This window comes from Terriglobia bacterium (genome assembly GCA_036496425.1).
In the GTDB taxonomy this organism is placed as follows: domain Bacteria; phylum Acidobacteriota; class Terriglobia; order 20CM-2-55-15; family 20CM-2-55-15; genus 20CM-2-55-15.
The window spans coordinates 1-20499 of the sequence record DASXLG010000347.1 but is presented as its reverse complement, the minus strand read 5'-3'; the positions used below and the strand labels follow the sequence as shown (position 1 = coordinate 20499).

Annotated in this window: 18 protein-coding genes and 1 pseudogene; 7 read left to right on the top strand and 12 right to left on the bottom strand. The window is 57.6% G+C overall.

The features are described 5' to 3' along the window. Window positions 1-249 precede the first annotated feature (249 nt). Together pobA and argG are read left to right on the top strand one after the other, a co-directional pair. Window positions 250-1449 carry a 4-hydroxybenzoate 3-monooxygenase gene (gene pobA / locus VGK48_25480; protein ID HEY2384542.1) on the top strand — a complete coding sequence of 400 codons (1200 nt, stop codon included), beginning with the start codon at window positions 250-252 and terminating at the stop codon, window positions 1447-1449. A 24-nt stretch (window positions 1450-1473) separates the two neighbouring features. Next, on the top strand, window positions 1474-2814 hold the full coding sequence (gene argG / locus VGK48_25475; protein HEY2384541.1) for an argininosuccinate synthase: 1341 nt from the start codon (window positions 1474-1476) through the stop codon (window positions 2812-2814). A 292-nt stretch (window positions 2815-3106) separates the two neighbouring features. On the opposite strand, the gene VGK48_25470 is transcribed toward argG, so the two are convergent. From VGK48_25470 to VGK48_25415, 12 genes and pseudogenes are all read right to left on the bottom strand, one after another. Next, window positions 3107-4192 carry an agmatine deiminase family protein gene (locus VGK48_25470; GenBank protein HEY2384540.1) on the bottom strand — a complete coding sequence of 362 codons (1086 nt, stop codon included), beginning with the start codon at window positions 4190-4192 and terminating at the stop codon, window positions 3107-3109. Then, window positions 4189-5046: a nitrilase-related carbon-nitrogen hydrolase gene (locus tag VGK48_25465; GenBank protein HEY2384539.1), complete on the bottom strand. Its 858-nt coding sequence runs from the start codon at window positions 5044-5046 to the stop codon at window positions 4189-4191. The genes VGK48_25470 and VGK48_25465 overlap by 4 nt, the downstream gene beginning before the upstream one ends. Further along, window positions 5046-6008, bottom strand: a complete 963-nt coding sequence (locus tag VGK48_25460; GenBank protein HEY2384538.1) for an NADPH:quinone reductase — start codon at window positions 6006-6008, stop codon at window positions 5046-5048. The genes VGK48_25465 and VGK48_25460 overlap by 1 nt, the downstream gene beginning before the upstream one ends. Before the next feature lie 241 nt (window positions 6009-6249). Further along, window positions 6250-8496: an APC family permease gene (locus VGK48_25455; protein HEY2384537.1), complete on the bottom strand. Its 2247-nt coding sequence runs from the start codon at window positions 8494-8496 to the stop codon at window positions 6250-6252. Between the two features lie 18 nt (window positions 8497-8514). Continuing rightward, window positions 8515-8952, bottom strand: a complete 438-nt coding sequence (locus VGK48_25450) for a hypothetical protein (GenBank protein HEY2384536.1) — start codon at window positions 8950-8952, stop codon at window positions 8515-8517. Window positions 8953-9036: 84 nt separating this feature from the next. After that, complete coding sequence (locus VGK48_25445; GenBank protein ID HEY2384535.1) at window positions 9037-10107, bottom strand: histidine kinase; 1071 nt, start codon at window positions 10105-10107, stop codon at window positions 9037-9039. Then, window positions 10104-11153, bottom strand: a complete 1050-nt coding sequence (locus VGK48_25440; GenBank protein HEY2384534.1) for a hypothetical protein — start codon at window positions 11151-11153, stop codon at window positions 10104-10106. The genes VGK48_25445 and VGK48_25440 overlap by 4 nt, the downstream gene beginning before the upstream one ends. 102 nt (window positions 11154-11255) lie before the next feature. Continuing rightward, on the bottom strand, window positions 11256-11513 hold the full coding sequence (locus VGK48_25435; GenBank protein HEY2384533.1) for a potassium-transporting ATPase subunit C: 258 nt from the start codon (window positions 11511-11513) through the stop codon (window positions 11256-11258). A 198-nt stretch (window positions 11514-11711) separates the two neighbouring features. Further along, window positions 11712-11996, bottom strand: a pseudogene (locus VGK48_25430) (potassium-transporting ATPase subunit C). Between the two features lie 30 nt (window positions 11997-12026). Beyond that, complete coding sequence (gene kdpB / locus VGK48_25425) at window positions 12027-14153, bottom strand: potassium-transporting ATPase subunit KdpB (GenBank protein HEY2384532.1); 2127 nt, start codon at window positions 14151-14153, stop codon at window positions 12027-12029. A 1-nt stretch (window position 14154) separates the two neighbouring features. Further along, window positions 14155-15945, bottom strand: coding sequence for a potassium-transporting ATPase subunit KdpA (gene kdpA, locus VGK48_25420; GenBank protein HEY2384531.1), 1791 nt, complete (start codon window positions 15943-15945; stop codon window positions 14155-14157). Between the two features lie 188 nt (window positions 15946-16133). Continuing rightward, window positions 16134-16589 (bottom strand): hypothetical protein, encoded by a 456-nt coding sequence (locus VGK48_25415; protein HEY2384530.1) that lies wholly within the window; start codon window positions 16587-16589, stop codon window positions 16134-16136. A 108-nt stretch (window positions 16590-16697) separates the two neighbouring features. Between VGK48_25415 and VGK48_25410 the strand changes: the two genes are divergently transcribed. The 5 genes from VGK48_25410 to VGK48_25390 form a co-directional block, all read left to right on the top strand. Further along, complete coding sequence (locus VGK48_25410; GenBank protein ID HEY2384529.1) at window positions 16698-18116, top strand: NCS1 family nucleobase:cation symporter-1; 1419 nt, start codon at window positions 16698-16700, stop codon at window positions 18114-18116. A 25-nt stretch (window positions 18117-18141) separates the two neighbouring features. After that, complete coding sequence (locus tag VGK48_25405; protein HEY2384528.1) at window positions 18142-18558, top strand: nucleotidyltransferase substrate binding protein; 417 nt, start codon at window positions 18142-18144, stop codon at window positions 18556-18558. Next, the gene (locus VGK48_25400) at window positions 18555-18869 is read left to right on the top strand and encodes a nucleotidyltransferase domain-containing protein (protein ID HEY2384527.1); all 315 of its coding nucleotides are present in this window, start codon (window positions 18555-18557) and stop codon (window positions 18867-18869) included. The genes VGK48_25405 and VGK48_25400 overlap by 4 nt, the downstream gene beginning before the upstream one ends. Window positions 18870-19350: 481 nt before the next feature. Then, window positions 19351-20175, top strand: coding sequence for a hypothetical protein (locus VGK48_25395; GenBank protein HEY2384526.1), 825 nt, complete (start codon window positions 19351-19353; stop codon window positions 20173-20175). A gap of 4 nt (window positions 20176-20179) precedes the next feature. Continuing rightward, window positions 20180-20499 (top strand): hypothetical protein (locus VGK48_25390; protein ID HEY2384525.1); only part of this gene is annotated, 320 nt, incomplete at its 3' end.

Genomic DNA, 20499 nt, shown 5'->3' with positions numbered 1-20499 from the left:
AATATGCCAAAGGCAAAAAAGTCCCCGCCAATTTGTTCAATGCGATTCCCTTATCCAGCCACACCGAACTTCCTGCCTGGAACTACTCCATTCGCGCGAAATGACCTCATCGAAATGCCAATTTATTTATGCGCAGTCCCTAAGAGTATTGGATCATTGCATCACCGGAAGTTTCTCGATTGCTTCAATTGAAGAAATGAAGAAACTTCCAATGATGCAATGGTGCAATAGTTTGATAATAGAAATTTGATGAAGACAAAGGTAGGGATCATCGGAGCTGGGCCGGCGGGTCTGTTGCTCGGCCATCTTCTGCATTTGAACAACATTGATTCCGTGATTATCGAAAATCGGAGCCGGGACTACGTCATCGAGCGCGTCCGGGCCGGCGTGCTCGAACAAGGTACGGTCGACTTGATGATCGCCATGGGTGTCGGCGAGCGGCTCCAGCGGCAGGGGTTGCGTCATGACGGTCTCTATCTGAGTTTCGACGGCCGGCGGCACCACATCAATATGTCCGAGCTGACGGATGGCAAAGCCATTACGGTCTATGGGCAGAACGAAGTCGTCAAAGACCTGATCGAAGCGCGCCTGGCGACAGGACGGCCGCTGCACTTCGAAGTGGAAGATGTTTCTATAGCGGCGCTCGATTCCAGCGAGCCCGTGATCCGCTTCACTCATGGCGGAAACAACGAAGAATTGAAATGCGACTTTATCGCTGGCTGTGACGGCTTCCACGGCATTACCCGCCCGTCGATTCCGGAACACACGATGACTTTCTATGAACGCATCTATCCCTTTGGATGGCTGGGCATCCTGGCCGAGGCGGCGCCCTCGTCGGAGGAACTGGTCTACACCTATCATGAGCGAGGCTTCGCGCTGTTCAGCATGCGCTCGCCCACGATTACGCGTTTATACTTTCAGGTCCCGCCGGAGGAAGATATCGCGAACTGGGGCGACGAGGCGATCTGGGATGAAATGCTTAAACGGATGACGACGAAAGACGGATGGAAACCAAACACCGGTCCGATCCTTCAAAAAAGTGTGACGCCGATGCGCAGCTTCGTGGCCGCTCCGATGCGTTACAACCGGGTGTTTCTGGCGGGCGATTCGGCGCACATCGTACCTCCAACCGGCGCCAAGGGACTGAATCTAGCCGCCTCGGATGTCCTGGTGCTTGCGCGAGGTTTGAGGGAATTCTACGAACATCGGAAGACGGAATTTCTCGACCAGTACTCCGGCATCTGTCTCCGCCGTGTGTGGAAAGCGCAGCGTTTCTCCTGGTGGATGACGTCCACGCTTCACCGGTTTAATAACGAGACGCCTTTCGACCACCAGCGCCAGATCGCAGACCTCGACTATCTGACGAGTTCGCAGGCGGCGATGACGAGCCTTGCGGAACAATACGTCGGTCTTCCTGCGGAGGTCTCCTTCGAGTCCGCAGGAATCTAGACATAACCTTCATCATTCAAAAATATGGCAAACATCTTACAGAGCATTCCTGCCGGCGAAAGAGTCGGCATCGCGTTTTCCGGCGGCCTGGACACCAGCGCCGCCCTGCATTGGATGAGGCATAAGGGCGCGATTCCTTATGCCTACACCGCGAATCTCGGACAGCCCGACGAACCCGACTACGACGACATTCCGAAACGCGCCCTGGAATACGGCGCCGCGAAAGCGCGGCTGATCGATTGCCGGCCTCAGCTTGTGGCGGAAGGAATCGCCGCGCTCCAGTGCGGCGCTTTCCACATTTCAACCGCCGGCGTTCCGTACTTCAATACGACTCCGATCGGCCGCGCCGTCACCGGAACCATGCTTGTGGTGGCGATGAGAGAAGACGACGTCAACGTCTGGGGCGATGGCAGCACATTCAAAGGAAACGATATCGAGCGCTTCTACCGATACGGTCTGCTGGCGAATCCCAACCTGCGCATTTACAAGCCCTGGCTCGATCAACAGTTCATCGACGAGCTCGGCGGCCGCAAGGAAATGGCCGAGTACATGAAGCGCGCCGGCATTCCCTACAAGATGAGCGTGGACAAAGCGTATTCGACGGATTCGAACATGCTGGGAGCAACGCACGAAGCGAAGGATCTCGAGTATCTGGAGAACGGCATCAAGATCGTCGAGCCGATTATGGGGGTGGCATTCTGGCGCGACGATGTCGTTATCAAGCCCGAAACCGTTACGATCACCTTCGATGAAGGACAACCTGTCGCGCTCAACGGCAAACAGTTCTCGGATAATGTCGCGCTGCTGGCCGAAGCAAATGTGATCGGCGGACGTCATGGCCTCGGCATGAGCGACCAGATTGAAAATCGCATCATCGAAGCGAAGAGCCGCGGGATTTATGAAGCCCCGGGAATGGCGCTGCTGTTTATTGCTTATGAAAGGTTGATCACCGGAATCCACAACGAAGACACGATCGAACAGTATCGGGACAACGGCCGGCGGCTGGGGCGGTTGTTGTATCAGGGGCGATGGTTTGATTCACAGGCCATGATGCTGCGCGAGACCGCTCAACGATGGATCGCACGGGTGGTGACCGGAGAGGTGACGCTGGAGCTGCGGCGCGGGAACGATTATTCCATTCTGAAAACAACCAGCCCGAACCTGACATATAAGCCCGAACGCCTGACGATGGAGAAAGCGGACTCGGCGTTCTCGCCGCAGGATCGCATCGGTCAGCTGACGATGCGGAATCTGGACATCGCGGATACGCGGGACAAGCTGATCGCTTATGTGAAGACGGGATTGCTCGCGCCTTCCCTGGGCGCGGATATGCCGCACCTGATCGAGCCGGGGGATGGGGAATAACTGTAGGCGCGGTTTAAACAGGGTTTAGGCAACATTCCCCTCCGTTTTCAAGGAGGGGTGGCCGAGCGATCAAACCGTTAGAACGCGAGGACGGGGTGGTTGGTAAGAGGTCGCGAAGCCTCTTTATTCATGTCGCGCAGCGCACCTTATTTTGTTGGAATTTACCAACCACCCTGTCTGCGCCGCTGCGGAACGGGCATCTTTTGTCAGTGGCGCAGCCACCCCTCCTTAAAAACGGAGGGGAATGGGGCCTGACTCAATCATCATCTATCACTGAAACATCTTGGACATTTCACAAGGCAGGTTCCTGCTGGCTGCAGCAATGGATCGTACCCAGGCCATGGACCATTGTCGTCGCCTGGACGCCAACCACGCGGTGCGATGGAAAGCACTTCTGCAGGATCTCGAGAGCGCGGCTGTCGTTGCTGTGGCCGAAAACCGGTACGACGACGGCTGCGTTTCCAATGTAGAAATTCGCGTAGCTCGCGGGGAGCCGCGCGTGGCGATCGCGGATGTCGCCCGGCATCGGCAGCTGAATCACGTTCAACCCGAAACTCATCAGGCGCTGATAATTGTCCGCCAGGATTTCGTGGTTCTCATCGGCGGGGTCGTCTTCGAACGCGCACACGACCGTGTCCTTGCCGGTAAACCGCGCGATGTCGTCGATATGGCCGTCGGTGTCGTCTCCGGCAATTCCCTCCGCCAGCCAGAGCACGCGTGAGACATTTATGTATTCCTTTAAATACTCCTCGATCTGTTCCCTGCTCAGCTGAGGATTTCGATTTTTATTGAGGAGGCATTGTTCCGTGGTCAGCACCGTCCCCGCGCCGTTCACTTCGATCGAGCCGCCTTCGAGGACGATTCCGGGCTCGAACACGGGTAGCTGAAGAGCCTTGTTCAACGCGTGCGGAATGCGATCGTCACGGATGAGATCGTCGTATTTGTCTCCCCAGGCATTGAATCTCCATTTCACCATCGCGAGCCGGCGTTCGGCGGGATGGACGACAAACGTCGGCCCATAGTCGCGGATCCACGAATCCTCCGCCGCGACAGGCACAAATACGATCTGCGAGAGCGCCACGCCCTGACGGTCCAGCATCAGGCGGATTTTCGCTTCGCTATCGGAGTCTTTGACCAGCAGCTTGATTTTCTGTCCGGTGTGGAGCGCACGAATGATGTCGACGTAAGCCCGCTCCACGTCGGCGAGCATTCCATCAGGCCAGGTGATCTCGTTGTGCGGCCAGGTCAACCAGATCGCTTCCTGTTTCTCCCACTCCGCCGGCATGCGATAGCCAAGGCTTCTCGGTGTCGGGCTTGCATTCGCTCCGCTCATCAGATTATGGCTGCGCCCTGTCGGGCTTGCATTCGCTCCGCTCATCTAACCAGGTCCGTGTAGCTCTGCGGCCGGCGGTTGTTCAGAAAGCGCCAGCCTTCCTGCGACGCGCGAATGCGCGAAAGGTCGAGGGCTGCCACCAGCACTTCCTCTTTCGAGGACGATGCCCTAGCCACCATCTCTCCGAAAGGATCACCGACAAAGGACCCACCCCAGAATGTCAGGTCTCCTTCCTTCCCCACTCGATTCACCGCAGCAACAAAAATCCCATTCAAAGAGCCGTGAGCGCGCATGGCGGCTTCCCAGCGCCGGGCGGAGAACGGCTCATCGCGCTTCAGCTCTTTGAACCATCCGATCGCGGTCGGATAGAAGATCACCTGGCTGCCCTGAATCGCATTGATGCGCGCGGCTTCCGGATACCATTGGTCATAGCAGATCAGTGGCGCGACGACGGCTTTGCCGGTCTGCACCTGGAGATAGCCGAGATTTCCCGGCGAGAAGTAATACTGTTCGTAATAGTTCGGATCGTGCGGGATGTGCATCTTCCGGTACTTACCGAGCAATTCACCTCGCGGCCCGTAGATCAGCGACGTGTTGTAGAACTTCTCGTCTCCGCCGCGTTCATAAATCGAACCGCCGATCAGCGTGATTCGATTCGCGGCCGCACAATCGGCAAGGAACCCGGAAAGCGGCCCCGGCACCGGCTGCGCGCTTTCGAAGAATTTCCGGTCTTTGGTCTGCGCGAAGTAGCGCTGCGCAAAGAGTTCCTGCAGGCAAATGATTTCAGCGCCCTTGCGAGCTGCAGTTTTGATGAATCCCGCGGTCTTCTCGAGGTTGTCCGCGATATTTGCGGTGACTCTGGTCTGAACCAGGCCGATCTTAAGCGTCTGTTTTCGCATCAGGGAATCAGAACAACCTTTCCGAAGGCGCCGGGCTCCATCACTGCCTGATGGGCTTTAGCAGCGTCATTTAATGGGATCTCCTGGCCGACGATGGGCCGGAGAGAACCATTCTCCAGACCGGCGATGATGGCAGCGTGAATCTCGGCCAGATCGCGTTCGGTTGCCGCGAATAATGTCAGCCCGAGGATCGATGATTCGCGCGCCATCGACTGCCTTGGATCGATCTCGACCGAGCCTCGATTCCCGACCACGACGACGCGGCCGGCAGGCGCGAGCATTGTCAGATCTTTCGCGAGATTGACGTTCGCGAGCATTTCAACGATGAGGTCGACGCCGCGGCCCTCCGTGATGTTCATCAATTGCTGCTCATAGCCGGAAGCCCGGTGATCCAGCACGTGATGCGCGCCCTCTTTCAGCACCAGCGCCCGGCCTTTCTCGCTGCCGCCGGTCCCGATGACGGTCAAGCCGGCAGCGCGCGCCAGCTGAACGCAGGCAGAACCAACGCCGCCGGTCGCCCCGTGGATCAGGACGGTCTCCGCGGCTTTGCCGCCGCCGCGCTGAAAGAGCGCGCGATAAGCCGTGCCATACGGCACCCCGAGCGCTGCGCCCTGTGAGAACGACGTCTTGGAAGGAAGACGATGGACGCGCGATTCCTCGCACAAAGCGAGTTCCGCGCAAACGCCGGTGATCGATCCGTTGGTGTATACACGATCGCCGGTCTTGAAGCGTTTCACGTTGGCGCCCACAGCCTCGACGATGCCCGCCGCATCGGTGCCCGGCGTATATGGCAGGCTGGGTTTCCGCGCATACGCGCCTGCACGGATGTAGGTGTCGACCGGATTCACGCCCGCAGCCTTCACGCGTACGAGCACCTGACCGGAATCCGGCTTCGGATCCGGAACGTCCTGAAGTTTCAAGACCTCAGGGCCGCCAAACTCGTTTACACGAATCGCTTTCATTGCATGATTATATCAACGCAAATCAAATGGTGGCGGGCATCTGTTGCAGCAGGCGGACAGGGTTTGCGGTACATTGTGCGGCATTCCCCTCCTTTTCAAGGAGGGGTGGACGCGACCATTAATAAAGATGTCGCGCAGCCACCTTGTTCGGGAGCGGACGGGGTGGTTATCCAGGAATCGCGAAGCGCACCTTATTTTGTTTGAACTTACTAACCACCCCGCCTTGAAAAGGCGGGGACTGTCAACGCAAGGCTGGAGCCCTCCGGGTTTTGATCGCCTGCAGGTGTTCCCTGAGCCGCTTCACAACCTGTTCGCGCTGGGAATTCGTCAGGTCATGTTGAAGTTCTTCCAGCGCGAAATGGATAACGTCGTGATGGTGGAGTTCCTCGGGCGCAACCTCATTACTGCATGCGAGCCAGATGCCGTGCAGAAGATCGATTTCCTTCGGCGTCAGGTGCGGGGCGTGCGGTCCGAGATAGAAGATCTGATCCTGGCCCGTCGGGAAATAGAACTGCAGAGCCAATTGCGGTTTCGGATCGGACAGCCGCTCCCACGCCAGACCCGCCAGTCGCGCATCCTCGACAACGGATGTGTTCGGCGAGGCCCCCAGCGCCACTGCCGAGGACTCCAGACTCTGCGCGGCGCGCAAAATCGCATCCCATTTGTCCGTCGCGGCAGCGACCGCGAGATGGATCGTCTTCCCTTTCTTTTCCGCAATCTCGAGCGCGCGCGTAAACAGCTTCTGTTCCTCGATGCTGAACAACTGTTCGTCGGTCAACTGGTACTCGCCGCCGCCGGTCCGCTGCAGGAAACGCATATGAAGCACGACGACGTCTTTCTTATGGGGATCGACGCGATCGAGAACGGACGAGAGGTTCTGAAGCGTGTTGTAGTTCCGGACCATGACCAGAACGTTGCCGGGACGAACCCCCAGCCGGTCCGGCGTGAGATCATCACTGCCTTCGAGATTGAACTGGTCGAGTTCGGCGTGTTCGGTCGACTTTTTCTTCGTCCTGTATTCGGTAATCGAAAAAATCGCAAAGAAGATCAACGTAAAGGCGACGCCCGAAATCGTGGCCACCTGCTTCGTCAGCAGGTTGATGATGCAAAGAGCCACCAGCGTCAACGTGATCAAACCGAGGCCGATGGGGATTTCGATGCCAAAGATTCTAAAATTCAAGGGCACGCGGAAGTCGCGTTCGCCGCGATGCGTATAGCGGAGCACCAGAACCGCCAGCCCTTTCGTCGCGAAACTCCACATGACGCCGAAGGCATAGGCTTCGCCGAGAATAAAGATATCGCCGCGGCTGAGTATGATCGTCGCGATCTGGAGAATGACGACGAGGTTGAGAATCCGGTGCGTGGTGCCGAATTTCCTTTGCGGATGACGGAACCACTGCGGAAGAATGCCGTCTTCCGAAACTCTGTTGAGCACGCCATTCGACCCGACAATCGATGTATTGACAGCTCCGGCAAGCATCAGCGTGCCCACGATGGCCACGAATCCCCGGAAGGCAATCCGCGCCCATAACGGTCCGGCAAGATACATCGCCAATCCGCCGATCGGATTGTCCTGGAAGCTGTTGCGTACGGCGTCGGGGATGATCATGACGGCAAAGAACGCGACTCCCGCCGTGAAGATCAGGCTGTACGCAAAGATGATGAATCCTGCTTTCTCGAGGTTCTTCAACTTCGGATGTTCGATTTCGCGGTAAACCTGAGCCATCGTCTCTTCGCCGCTCATCGCGAGGACCGAGTGGCCGAGGCCGATCAGGATGCCGATCAGGCCGATGGTATACGGCAGCGAGGTGTTCTTCAGCCAACCGAGCGCATCATCCGAATACACGATATTCCGCAGATGCGGCAGCGGCGGAATGTGCACACCGCGCACGGAGAGCGTGTAAAGGCACCAGCCGATCATCAACACGACCATCACGGTGGTGACGTACATGATGCGTAAAGCCTTCTCGCTCGATTCCGGAATGCCCTTGATGTTTTCCCGCCAGAAATAAATGGTCACCAGAATGGCAAAAAACGCGGCGGTCGCATTGACTGGAAGGTGGACGGTCGAATGAAAATACATCAGGACTTCGTTGATCAATCCGACGAGATATAAACCCGCCGACACGCCGCTGATCGGGCCGGTCAGGATGTAGTCGAACATCAGGGCGGAAACCGAGAACTTGGCCAGCAGCGAGCCCATCGCCTCTTTCACCACGCGATAGACGCCGCCGCGCACGAACATGCTGCAGCTCTCGATGTAGAGCGAGCGCACGGCAAACGACAGGACCATGATCGCGAAAATGAACCACGGCGCGGTCTTGCCGATGAAATGCTCCGCGATCGCTCCGGCGTAAAAGGCGGAGGACCCCATGTCGTTCAGCACGATGGCGGCGGCCTGCCAGAAAGTGATGAATGCCAGCATCGCTGTTGAAGCGATCAGCACCCGTGGGGCGCCGGCCGGTGCTGCATCTGATCGAGATTTCATGATTTCCTCAATGTTGCTTTACGCGCAATCCACCCACATCACCTGATGGCCCAGCTTTCTCAGCCGTGCAGCAAGCCTTTTGTCTTTCGTCGGCCACCAGGACCTCTTCATCGCCATCAGCACAACTGATCCGGGCGCGAGAGCGCGCTTGAATCCCTGCTCCCAGTCCCGCGCGTAAATCACTTCCGCGGAAATGGGCAGGTCGCTCTCCTGTGCCAGCTGTCGAATTTTTCGTGTGAGGTGTTTCGGATCGACCGACGGCGCGTCCAGGGAAATGCCGTAAGGAACAACGTGCACATCAACCAGCCGCAGGCGGACATTTAAGTCCATAGCCAGTGTTGCGGCGAACTTCAACGCGGATCGGGTCAGCTCGGTGGAGCGGTGCGGAATGACGACCGGAAGATTCGCCGGGCTCGCTGCCTGGGTGCGCGAGTCAATACCGAGCTTGTTCCTCATCTCACCGGGGAGACTAGCCGGAGGAGCGCTAAGAAGTTGCTAAGAAGATACTAAGAACCAGTTAATTAGATAATTCTATTGGGCTTAAAGCCGCTTCTTTCGTTCGGCTACAACCGTAACCTGGATGTCCGAGGCGAAACGCAGAACTTTCGACACGAGGCTTGTCGCGGGCAGCAGCGAGCGGCCCGGACGCGTCAGGAAAATTTGCGTCACTTGATGGCGGCGGGCGAATTCCACGAGAGCGGCGGCGATGTCCTGGCTCGGCAGCACGCGGGTTTCAATATGAAGATTGCGCGCGAAATTCAGATGGCGTTCGACCGTTTCGCGCCGTTCGTGAGATAAATCCGAGAGATCGGCGCGGTTCGAAACGTAGACGGCGAAGCATTCGGCGCGAAGGTAGTCCGCGACGCGCTTGCCGCGGCGGATCAGCATTGCAGTGGTCGGGTCATCCGTAATGTGAATCAGAATACGGTCGGCAGGACGCTGATCCTCGCACCGAACCTCGACTTCATGCGCTGCCTGGCGCAGCGCCAGTTCGCGCAATGCTGTCAGCGTCTGCTCTTTGAAGAAGTTTTCGAGGGCGCGCGAAGCTTTGTCGGGCGCATAGACGACGCCGCGCTTCAGCCGGTTGAGCAAAGCCTCGGGCGTGACGTCGACCATGACGACTTCTTCGGCCTGTTTGATCACCCAATCCGGGACGGTTTCGCGAACGCGGATACCGGAAATCTGAAAGATCTCGTCATTCAGACTCTCGAGATGCTGCAGGTTCATCGTCGACATCACGTCGATGCCGGCGTCGAGCAGAACCATGACGTCCTCCCAGCGTTTCGCGCGTTCGGAGCCGGGGATGTTGGTGTGGGGAAATTCGTCGACCGCGCAGACCTTGGGCGCGCGCCGCAGAATCGCATCGGTGTCCATCTCCTCGAACATGCAGTTGCGATATTCGAGCTTTCGCCGCGGGACCATCTCGAGGCCCTGGGTCTTATCGATGGTATCTTTGCGGCCGTGAGGCTCGAAGTATCCGACCACGACGTCCACCGCCTGCCGCTGGAGTTCTTGAGCCTCGTCGAGCATTCGATACGTCTTCCCTGCGCCGGCGGCATAGCTCAGGAAAATCTTCAGCCGGCCCCGCGTACCGGATTCGGCTCGCGTCATGCCGGAGCCCTTTGAGGAAAGACCCGCACATCTATCCCTTCGGCGAGATCGATCAGACGTTCAACCGGATTCCCGCGCATGCGGTGCCACCAGTCGCTCCGCATGCTGTGACCGATAAAAATCTGCGTTATGCCGATTTCGCGGGCGAACGTAATCAGAGCGCGGACGACGTCAGGACCTTGGAGAACCTTGATGATGGCGCCAACCTCCCGCGCAATCTCGAGATTGCGTTCGAGCGCCGTTTCGTCTTCTTTGGAAAGATTGAATTGACGGACATACGCGGCGAACAATTCACCGTGGAAACGGTCCGCGTTGCGCCGGCCGCTTTCGAGAACCGGCCGCGCGTCGGACCGCGGAGTCAGGCCAACGAGAATGCGCTCCTGGGTGCCCCAGATTTCTTCGATATGGTGTGTCTGCAGGTAATTGCGCAGCTCCGCTTCCACAACTTCGGCGGCAACCAGCAGCGCCATTTCGCGAAGCCGCGAGAGATTTTCCGCCGCCGGCGAGTCGACAACCTCGATATCGTCTGCGCGCTTCAGGAATTCCAGCGGAACGGTTTCCGCGGGATACTTTCCGGTAATGGCTCCGACTTCATCCCGGAGCTCCTGGATGTAGTGCAGATTGACGGAGGTGATGACGGAAATTCCGGCTTCCAGCAGCTCTTCAATTTCTTCCCAGCGTTCCGCATGTTTGCTGCCTGAAGGGTTCCTGTATGCGAGGCCGTCGATAACGACGACCTGCGGATGACGGCGCAAGAGAGCTTCGATATCGATGACCTGCTTGTCCTCGACCGGCCGTGTCGAAATGACTTCGTGGCGGGCAATGAGCCGCTCGACTTCAGGCGAAGACTTCGGCTGGATCGCGCCGATCACGACGTCTTCGCCGCGCTCGCGCCGGCGCACACCTTCAGCGAACATCTTTGCCGACTTTCCTACACCCGAGGCATAGCCGAGAAAGATCTTCAGGCGGCCGCGCCGGTCGCGACGCTCTTGTTGTTCGATTTCCCGGAGTAACTGCTCCGGATCCCGCCGGAACTGCGAATCCATTCCCGTTCCTGCTCCCCGAAGTATTATGCGGGAAGAAACCACAAAACGCACAAGAGGCACATCCGCGATGCGCTTCTTGTGCGTTTTGTGGTTTGTTCTCTTCTATTTCGCAACCGGGAGCTGCTGATCGAGCGCGATGTTCAGCATCAGCACATTGACCCGCGGTTCACCCAGGAATCCCAGGTCCGCGTTTTCCGTCGATTGAGCAATCAGCTGTTTGACCTGGTCCACAGGAGCTTTACGTGCATTTGCGACTCGCGCCGCCTGGATCTCGGCATTCCCCGCGCTGATGTGCGGATCCAATCCCGACGCGGAGGCCGTGACCGCATCCGCAGGAATCGGGGCCTTGGGCTTGAACATCAACGGGTTCCTGTCATCGTTGAACGCCTTGATCAGCTTCACTTCATCGAGGTCGCCCCTGGCAGTCTTAAACTGGTCCAGAGGGATGGAAGAATCATACGGAATGTCGTTATCGAGACAGTAATGCACAAGGCGAAGACCGATGCCGTCGAAATCGACGACTTCATTCTTTTTGTCATCCATTTTCGTCGTGCCGCGCAGCAACTTCGCGCTCGTCGGTCCCAGGTTTGAACCGCCGCTGGCGGTCGCGTCGTACCCGTTGCCTGCGGCCGATGGCCGCGGGTGAAAATATTCATCCTTTGAAAAGCTCTGTCCGATCAGGCTCGATCCCACGACCTTCCCATTCACCGTCACGAGGCTGCCATTCGCCTGATGCGGAAAGATAGCCATGGAGATTCCCGTCAGGACGGCGGGGTAAATCAAGCCGGTCAGAACCGTAAAGACGATCATCAAGCGAAATGCAGGTCCAAGTTCTTTAAGCATATCCGTCTCCTCTACGCCACCTGCGCCACGCTAGGCCAGGCCCAGCGCCACGATAAGTTTGTCGATCACCCAGATACCGGGGAACGGCACGATGATTCCGCCCAACCCGTAAATCAAGAGATTCCGGCTCAGCATCTGGCCCGCGCTGACCGGCTTGTACTGGACGCCGCGCAAAGCGAGCGGTACCAGCGCAATAATGATCAGAGCGTTGAAGATCACAGCGGCGAGAACCGCGCTTTGCGGCGAATGTAATCCCATGATGTTCAGCTTGTTCAGTTCCGGATACATCGCCGCGAACATCGCCGGAATGATGGCGAAATATTTCGCGACGTCGTTCGCGATAGAAAATGTCGTCAGTGCGCCGCGGGTAATGAGCAGCTGTTTGCCGATGGCGACAATCTCGATGAGTTTCGTGGGGTTGCTGTCGAGATCGACCATGTTGCCGGCTTCCTTTGCCGCCATGGTTCCGGTATTCATCGCGACGCCCACATCCGCCTGCGCCAGGGCCGGCGCGTCGTTGGTGCCGTCACCGGTCATGGCCACCAGCCGGCCGCCGGCCTGTTCCTTCTTGATGTATTCGAGCTTGTCTTTCGGCGTCGCCTGGGCGAGAAAGTCATCCACGCCGGCTTCCGACGCGATCGCGGCGGCCGTCAGCGGGTTGTCTCCAGTGATCATGACCGAGCGAATACCCATCGCGCGAAGCGACGCGAGGCGTTCCTTCATTCCACCTTTGACAATGTCTTTCAGGTGGATCAACCCCAGAACTCTCCGGCCTTCCGCCACGGCCAGCGGAGTGCCGCCGTTCCTCGAAATCTGTTCGGACAGTCCTTTCAGGGTTGACGGCGCCGTGCCTCCCTGTTCCTCAACGAACTGGATGATGGCATCGGTTGCGCCTTTGCGAAGCTTGCGGCCGTTCATATCGACGCCGCTCATGCGCGTGTATGCGGAAAACGGAATGAAATGCGCTTCGTGCTCGGCCACTTCACGGCCGCGGAGGCCGTACTTCTCTTTAGCCAGGACGACGATCGAGCGGCCTTCCGGAGTTTCATCCGCGAGGCTCGAAAGCTGAGCCGCGTCGGCCAATTCGCTGTCGTTGATTCCATCGACGGTGATGAATTCGACGGCCTGACGGTTGCCGAGGGTGATCGTGCCGGTCTTATCCAGCAGGAGCGTGTTGACATCGCCCGATGCCTCGACGGCTTTTCCGCTCATGGCCAGAACGTTGTGCTGCATCACGCGATCCATGCCGGCGATACCGATTGCCGACAGTAATCCGCCGATCGTCGTCGGAATCAGGCAGACCAGCAGCGATACCAGCACGGCGACCGACGGCGATGTGCCGCCGCCCGCAGACTGGATGGCATATTTTGCGTAGGGCGGAAGGGTTCCCACGGCCAGCAGGAAGATCAGGGTCAGACCCGCGATCAGAATATTGAGAGCGATCTCGTTCGGCGTCTTCTGGCGCACCGCGCCTTCGACCAGCGCGATCATGCGGTCGAGGAAGGTTTCTCCGGGATTCGAGGTGATTTTGATGGTGATGTGATCCGACAGGACTTTCGTGCCGCCGGTTACCGCGCTGCGGTCTCCACCGGATTCGCGGATGACCGGAGCGCTTTCGCCGGTGATCACAGACTCATCCACGCTGGCGATGCCTTCGACGACTTCGCCGTCACCCGGGATCAGATAGCCCGCTTCGACATACACCACATCGCCGGAGCGCAGCTGCGAGGAAGCGACCATCTCGAACCGGTCGCCCGAAAGCAGCTTCTTGGCCAGCGTGTCCGTTTTGGTTTTCCGGAGGTTGTCGGCTTGCGCTTTGCCTCGCGCTTCCGCCATGGCTTCCGCAAAGTTAGCGAACAACACCGTGAACCAGAGCCACAATGCGATCTGGATACCGAACAGAAGACCGCCGGCGCCGATCACGGCATCCTTGATAACAAAGACCGTCGTCAGGGCCGCGCCGGCTTCGACGACGAACATGACGGGATTCTTCGCCACGTGCCGCGGGTTCAGCTTGACGAACGATTCCTTCGTTGCACGCTTCACGATTTCCGGATCGAACAGAGGCCGACTCCGGACCCCTTTCGAGATCAGCTGCGCGGCTTCCGCCCGTTCGTCGGACTTCAATTCTGGGGGAGGAGCGATCACGCTTGCCATATCAAAACACCTTTCCGCTGAGCATTTGGAAATGCTCGACGATCGGCCCCAACGAAAGAGCCGGGAAATAGGTCAGCGCGCCGACGATGACGATGGTTCCGATCAGCAGGACGACGAACAGCGAGCCGTGCGTCGGCAATGTGCCGCTCGTCACCGGAATGACTTTCTTGCGGGCCAGGCTGCCGGCGATCGCAAGCACGGGGATAATGAACAGGAATCGCCCGATCAGCATGTCCAGCCCGATCGTCAGGTTGTACCAGGGCGTGTTCGCGCTGATCCCGGCGAACGCGCTGCCGTTGTTCCCCGCGCCGCTGCTGTAGGCATAGAGGATCTCCGAGAAGCCGTGAGCCCCGCCATTATTGAGGTTGCCCGTAGCAGGACCGTAGGCGCCGTTCCAGTAATGATCCTTGGCGAATGGGACGATGGAGGTGATGGCGGTGAATCCCAGAATGACCAACGACGTCGCGATGACGGCGATGATCGCCATCTTCACTTCCTTCTGCTCGATCTTCTTACCCACGTATTCGGGCGTGCGGCCGACCATCAGGCCGCCGATGAACACGGCGACGATGATGTAAATAATGATGCTGTAGAAACCGGCCCCGACGCCGCCGAAGATCACTTCATCCGTCTGAATATTGAAGAGCGGAACGAGACCTCCGAGCGGTGTAAAGCTATCGTGCATCCCGATGACTGCTCCGCAACTGGCATCGGTCGTAACCGTGGCAAACAGCGTGGTCATCGCGTTACCGAAGCGGACTTCCTTGCCTTCCATGTTGCCGCCGGGTTGAGAACTGGTGTATGCGCTCTGGATGCCCATATTGGAGGTCATGGGATTTCCGCGCTGCTCCGCCCAATAACAGATAAGGGCCCCCGCGAGGAAGAGCGTGGACATTGTTGCCAGGATCGCCCAGCCTTGACGCGTGTCCTGAATCATCTTGCCGAACGTGTAGGTCAAGCCCGCGCCGATCGAAAAAATCAGCAACATCTGGATCATGTTCGATAACGGCGTCGGATTCTCATAGGGATGGGCGGAGTTGGCATTGAAGTAGCCTCCGCCGTTCGTTCCCAACATCTTGATCGCAAGTTGAGAAGCCAGGGGGCCCTGCTCGATGGCCTGTGGAGCGCCTTCGAGGGTTTGAACCGTAGCCGGCCCTTTGAAGTTCTGAATCGAACCCTGCCATACAAAGAAAAGGGCGGCAACAATCGAGAGCGGCAACAGAATGTAAAGCATTGCGCGGGTCGTATCCACCCAGAAATTGCCGATCGTCTTCGCCGTGTGCCGCGCGAAGCCGCGCATCACGGCAATCGCAACTGCGATTCCGACTGCTGCTGAAACGAAGTTCTGGACCGCCAGCGCCGCCATCTGCACCAGGTAACCGAGCGTGGTGTCGGGCGAATACGATTGCCAGTTCGTATTGGTCATGAAACTGACGGCCGTGTTGAATGCAAGATCCGGCGTCATCGGCGTCGCATTCATCGGCGCCTGAGGCGTCGAGAAGTGCATCGGATTCAACGGGAGAAGCCCCTGAAGGCGCTGAATGGCATACGGAAACAGGAAGCAAAAGACGCTGAGGCCGATCAGGGATGCGGTGTACCACACCCAGGTCTGCTCCTCACCTTCCTTTACGCCTCCCAACCAGTAGATCAGCCGCTCGACCGGGCGAAGCACCGGATGAAGAAAGGTCCGCTTGCTTTCGAAGACGCGATACATGAACAAACCGGCAGGCTTCGTCAAGGCCAGCACGATCAGGAAGAAGATCACAATCTGTCCAATACCCAGTAAAGTCATAACCGCACCTCAGAAGCGCTCCGGCCTTAGCAGCGCATACATCAGGTAAATAAAAAGAAGAACTGCCGTGATTCCCGCAATTGCGTATTCCATTTCGATCCCCTACAGGCGTTCAGCCGTTTTGGTGAAGCCCCACATCAGGGCAAAGAACACAAGCACGACGGCGATATAGAAAATGTCCAGCATGATTACCTCGCAATGGGCAGCAGCATCACTTGATGGCCCGCATTTGTTAATCCACGCGCGAGCTTCATCTCGCGTGTGACCCACCAGCGCTTCCGTGTTGCCACGATCACCAGTGATTTTTCCTGCAGAACACGCGAATAACCTTCGATCCAATCGCGCGTATGCAGCACCGCAACCTGGCCGGGGAGGCCGCTTTCGCTGAGCAGTTGCCGCAACCTGCGTCTGGCGTGGTCCTTGTTGACGGGAGGCTGATCGATCGGACAGGGAAAGGGCACGACCTGGACGTCCACGACGCAGGCATAGACGTTGAGATCCGTGCAGACGGCGGCATGACGTAAAGCAGCTCGCGTGAGTTCGGGTGTCGTGTACGGGATAACAACCCACAGAACGCCGGCGGCGTTCTCCCGCGGACTGGGTTGGTCGATCTCTGGTTGGATGAGCTGGCGGTTGCGTTCCATATCTAGCCTCCAATGAAGATGCTAGAACCCGCCCTGCTAAAAAGTCGCTAACGGGAGCTTAAGATTTCGTGCCAATCCCAGCGCGGTGCTACAGTAGGGCCATTGCCGATGAGCGCCGAATCCAGCCGCCTCTACAACAAAGACCTGGCCCCCACAACGCCCGCTCAGCGCACCTGGGGGGCGTACAACTTTGCGGCCTTATGGATTTCGATGGCACATTGCATTCCGACCTACATGCTGGCCTCGGGGTTGATCGGGGCAGGAATGAGTTGGAGGCAGGCGCTGCTCACCATTCTTCTCGGCAACACGATTGTCCTGGTGCCGATTCTTCTGAATTCCCACCCTGGAACAAAATATGGGATTCCCTTTCCGGTATTTGCCCGGGCGGCCTACGGCACATTCGGCTCGAACGTGCCGGCCTTGATGCGGGCACTGGTCGCATGTGGATGGTTCGGGATTCAGGCGTGGATCGGCGGCCAGGCACTGCATGTGTTTTTCTGGTCGCTGTGGTCCGGCTGGCCGGCGGCAATCCCGGGCAGCTTCAGCGGGCATACTCCGACGGAATGGATTTCATTCCTGCTTTTCTGGGGCTTCAATATCGTCGTCATTTATCGCGGCATGGACCTTCTGCGAAAAGTAGAGAACTGGGCGGCGCCGTTTGTGCTGGTGATGACGACCCTGCTGGTGTGGTGGGCCTTGAGCAATGCGCACGGGCTCGGGCCGATCCTGGCACAGCGCGGCAAGTTCGGCAGCTGGCGGGAGTTCTGGCCGGTGTTTGTTCCATCGCTAACCGCAATGGTCGGCTTCTGGGCAACATTGTCGCTGAACATGCCGGACTTCACGCGCTTCGGTAAAAACCAGCGCGAGCAGGCTGTCGGTCAGGTGGTCGCGCTTCCGACAACGATGACGGTCTTTGCGGCGATGGGCGTCATTATCACGAGCGCCAGCGCGATCATTTACGGCAAGGCAATCTGGGATCCGGTCGAACTTGTCGGAAAATTCACGCAGCCGGCGATTGTTGCGATTTCGATGTTCACCGTCGTTGTGGCGACTCTTTCCGTGAACATTGCAGCGAACGTCGTGTCTCCCGCGAACGATTTCGCGAATGCGTTTCCGCGATTCATCACTTTCAGGCGAGGAGGGCTGCTCACGGGCATCATCGGAATTGCCCTGCAACCATGGAAGCTGCTCGCCGATCCATCCGGATATATCTACGACTGGCTGCTCGGCTACTCCGGCGGATTAGGCTCGATTGCCGGCGTCCTGATCGCCGATTATTGGATCCTCCGGCAAAGCGAACTCGTTGTCGACGATCTCTATCGCGAAGACGGCATCTACGAACGATGGCGCTGGAGCGGCGTTGCCGCAACACTGCTCGGCTGTGCCGCAGCCTGGATTGGCCTGGTGGTTCCGGTGCTGCGGCCGCTCTACGACTACGCATGGTTCGTGGGGTTCGCGGTCTCTTTCGGCACGTATCTCCTTCTGTCCAGGCCAACCGCCCAACGCGCTCCTGCACAATGTGGCTAAAACAGAGTCTGCTAAACTCTGCGTTATGTCGAATCCGGATGTGCGCTGGAAGCAGCGATTTCAGAATTTCGAGAGAGCATACTTGCTGCTCAGTCAGGCGCTTGAAGATGGTTCATCGGCGCTCACTCTTCTCGAAAAGGAAGGAGTCGTTCAACGATTTGAGTATTCTTTCGAGCTGGCGTGGAAAATGATTAAGGATTTTCTTGAAGAGGGCGGTCTCGTCATCTCGCCGATTACGCCCCGGCAAGTTTTGAAGGATGCGTTCGGAGCCAGGGTTTTGGCGGACGGCAAAGTCTGGATCGACATGCTGGATCACCGCAATCTACTTTCGCACACATATGACTCGGTGGTTTTTGAAGAAGCTGTAGACGCGATTGCTCAGCGCTACCTTCCGGCGATGAGGACCCTCTACAAATCCTTTTCGGCGAAGAGCTCGACATGAAAACACTTCCCCTTCCCGCCGATGAACTTACGCTGTTGAAAGCGGTTTTCCTGCGGCATCCGGAAATCAGCGAAGTTAGAATTTTCGGCTCGCGGGCAAAAGGCGTCTATACTTCCAGCTCTGATATTGACCTCGCAGTTTGGGGGACAGTGGATCCGTTACGCGCCCAGGCGATTGCCGCCGAACTGGATGAACTCCCTCTTCCTTACCGTTACGACGTCCAGGCTTTCGATGCCATCAAATCTCAGCCGCTGCGTGAACACATAGAACGCGTCGGAATATCGATCTATAGAAAATCCGCCGGGAATTAGGGGGCAAACGCCCCTCCTCCCAGAGTCTTTCCCCCTACTTATGTAACGCTCGAAACCACCAATTTCCTGCAGCGTCCCCGAATGTTTTTTTCAGGCACCGCCAGATTTCGTCGAAACCAGTGCCCGAAAACATGGAACGGCTCCCATCTTTTCATCTCGTCCGCCCGAATAGATGGAACGCTCTTCCAACTACCAGGCAGTGACGAGCTGAAAAATGCAGTGGTTTTTATGGCTATCTGGAAGTCACGGCTTTTATTATTGGAAGCCGCAGCCACTCGACGTACATCCTTTGCAAAGTATTCGTATGTTCTCGACGACATCTTCATACGCATTTTCATAGGCTGGGTGATACTGTGCCAGCCTTGGGAAGGCGGAATATCACGCCTGTCGCGGTGAACCGGAGAGGTTCTCGCGGGATATGCCTGCACGATCGGTTACCAATGTCGAACCGGTACATCGAGTACCAGAGGAATCAATGCACATGAGAAAACGTGGACCACTCCTTGCAGGAGCAACGCTCGCTGCCGCAATCAGCGTGCTCAGCGGATGCAGCGATGTTCAGCAGCATCACGTCAAGGTGCTCAAGGATTACAGCGGTAATGTCTCTTTCCAGGACGGGCCGACATGGAAATACACGGGCGTGACCGTCACTGGTACCGATTACTGGGACGGCAGGATCTGGATCGACCTGCCGCTGGACCGCAGCTCAGAAGCAAAAGAGGTGTACCAGACTGCTGACGGGGCACTGCTGGTGGACATGAATGTTGCGTTCTCCCGCGGCAAATCCAATGAAGAGCGCAAGAAGTGGTTTGTCAACACGACGGATGCGCTTGGCATTGTCAAGAAAGACGTCGAGGGTATCGCTCGTTCAGTAGTCCACAATTACTCCAATGCCGAGATCCTCAATGCTGAACTCGCACTGAAGGATACCAAGCTGCCCGTCTATACACAGATTCAGGCGGAACTTGGAAAGGCGCCGTTCAATGACGAGTATGGCATCGACAAAAAAAGCTATGCAGTATGGCCTGGTAACGTCTCACCGCAGCAGGGGGCAGTTCAGGCGGACCTGGATCGGCAGCGGAATAACCTGCTCAACGCAGCGAAACTTGAAGCCCAGCTTTCCTTGGAGAAAGCCGCGAACAGGCGCGCACAGGTCGACAAGAGATATGCAGATTTCATCCAGAAGCTGACTCCCGCGCAGCAGACCTACCTGCGGACTCTGGACATGTCGAATGCGATCAAGCAGCACGAAAGACCGGAGAGCACGGAGAAGATCGAATTCCTCATGGGAACGGGGCAAAGGTAAAAATATGACGCGATCAAAAACAGCGGCATTGGTCATGGTCGCAGGGGCACTCGCCGGCTGCTCGCGGCCAACGCAGCAGGAATCTACCTACAGGCTGAATCTGGAAAACAAGTTTTCATGGCAAGGCTCGGGGCCCGATATCCGGATTTATTGGCCCTGGTACACGATGTACCTGGTCTCGCACCAGCAGGAGATTCAAACCTTTCCGCTCGTACAAAGCGAGAACAGCTCGAACATGCCGCAAATCGAGCTTGAGAAGCTGCAGTCCATCATTACCGCTGACGGGCAGATCATGATCCAGGAGATGAGCATCACCGTCTACAA

Excerpts from the sequence above, each read along its gene's own strand:
- pobA (HEY2384542.1), top strand. The coding sequence starts at position 250 with ATGAAGACAAAGGTAGGGATCATCGGAGCTGGGCCGGCGGGTCTGTTG.
- argG (HEY2384541.1), top strand. The coding sequence starts at position 1,474 with ATGGCAAACATCTTACAGAGCATTCCTGCCGGCGAAAGAGTCGGCATC.
- VGK48_25470 (HEY2384540.1), bottom strand. The coding sequence starts at position 4,192 with ATGAGCGGAGCGAATGCAAGCCCGACAGGGCGCAGCCATAATCTGATG.
- VGK48_25465 (HEY2384539.1), bottom strand. The coding sequence starts at position 5,046 with ATGCGAAAACAGACGCTTAAGATCGGCCTGGTTCAGACCAGAGTCACC.
- VGK48_25460 (HEY2384538.1), bottom strand. The coding sequence starts at position 6,008 with ATGAAAGCGATTCGTGTAAACGAGTTTGGCGGCCCTGAGGTCTTGAAA.
- VGK48_25455 (HEY2384537.1), bottom strand. The coding sequence starts at position 8,496 with ATGAAATCTCGATCAGATGCAGCACCGGCCGGCGCCCCACGGGTGCTG.
- VGK48_25450 (HEY2384536.1), bottom strand. The coding sequence starts at position 8,952 with ATGAGGAACAAGCTCGGTATTGACTCGCGCACCCAGGCAGCGAGCCCG.
- VGK48_25445 (HEY2384535.1), bottom strand. The coding sequence starts at position 10,107 with ATGACGCGAGCCGAATCCGGTACGCGGGGCCGGCTGAAGATTTTCCTG.
- VGK48_25440 (HEY2384534.1), bottom strand. The coding sequence starts at position 11,153 with ATGGATTCGCAGTTCCGGCGGGATCCGGAGCAGTTACTCCGGGAAATC.
- VGK48_25435 (HEY2384533.1), bottom strand. The coding sequence starts at position 11,513 with ATGTTCAAGCCCAAGGCCCCGATTCCTGCGGATGCGGTCACGGCCTCC.
- kdpB (HEY2384532.1), bottom strand. The coding sequence starts at position 14,153 with ATGGCAAGCGTGATCGCTCCTCCCCCAGAATTGAAGTCCGACGAACGG.
- kdpA (HEY2384531.1), bottom strand. The coding sequence starts at position 15,945 with ATGACTTTACTGGGTATTGGACAGATTGTGATCTTCTTCCTGATCGTG.
- VGK48_25415 (HEY2384530.1), bottom strand. The coding sequence starts at position 16,589 with ATGGAACGCAACCGCCAGCTCATCCAACCAGAGATCGACCAACCCAGT.
- VGK48_25410 (HEY2384529.1), top strand. The coding sequence starts at position 16,698 with ATGAGCGCCGAATCCAGCCGCCTCTACAACAAAGACCTGGCCCCCACA.
- VGK48_25405 (HEY2384528.1), top strand. The coding sequence starts at position 18,142 with ATGTCGAATCCGGATGTGCGCTGGAAGCAGCGATTTCAGAATTTCGAG.
- VGK48_25400 (HEY2384527.1), top strand. The coding sequence starts at position 18,555 with ATGAAAACACTTCCCCTTCCCGCCGATGAACTTACGCTGTTGAAAGCG.
- VGK48_25395 (HEY2384526.1), top strand. The coding sequence starts at position 19,351 with ATGAGAAAACGTGGACCACTCCTTGCAGGAGCAACGCTCGCTGCCGCA.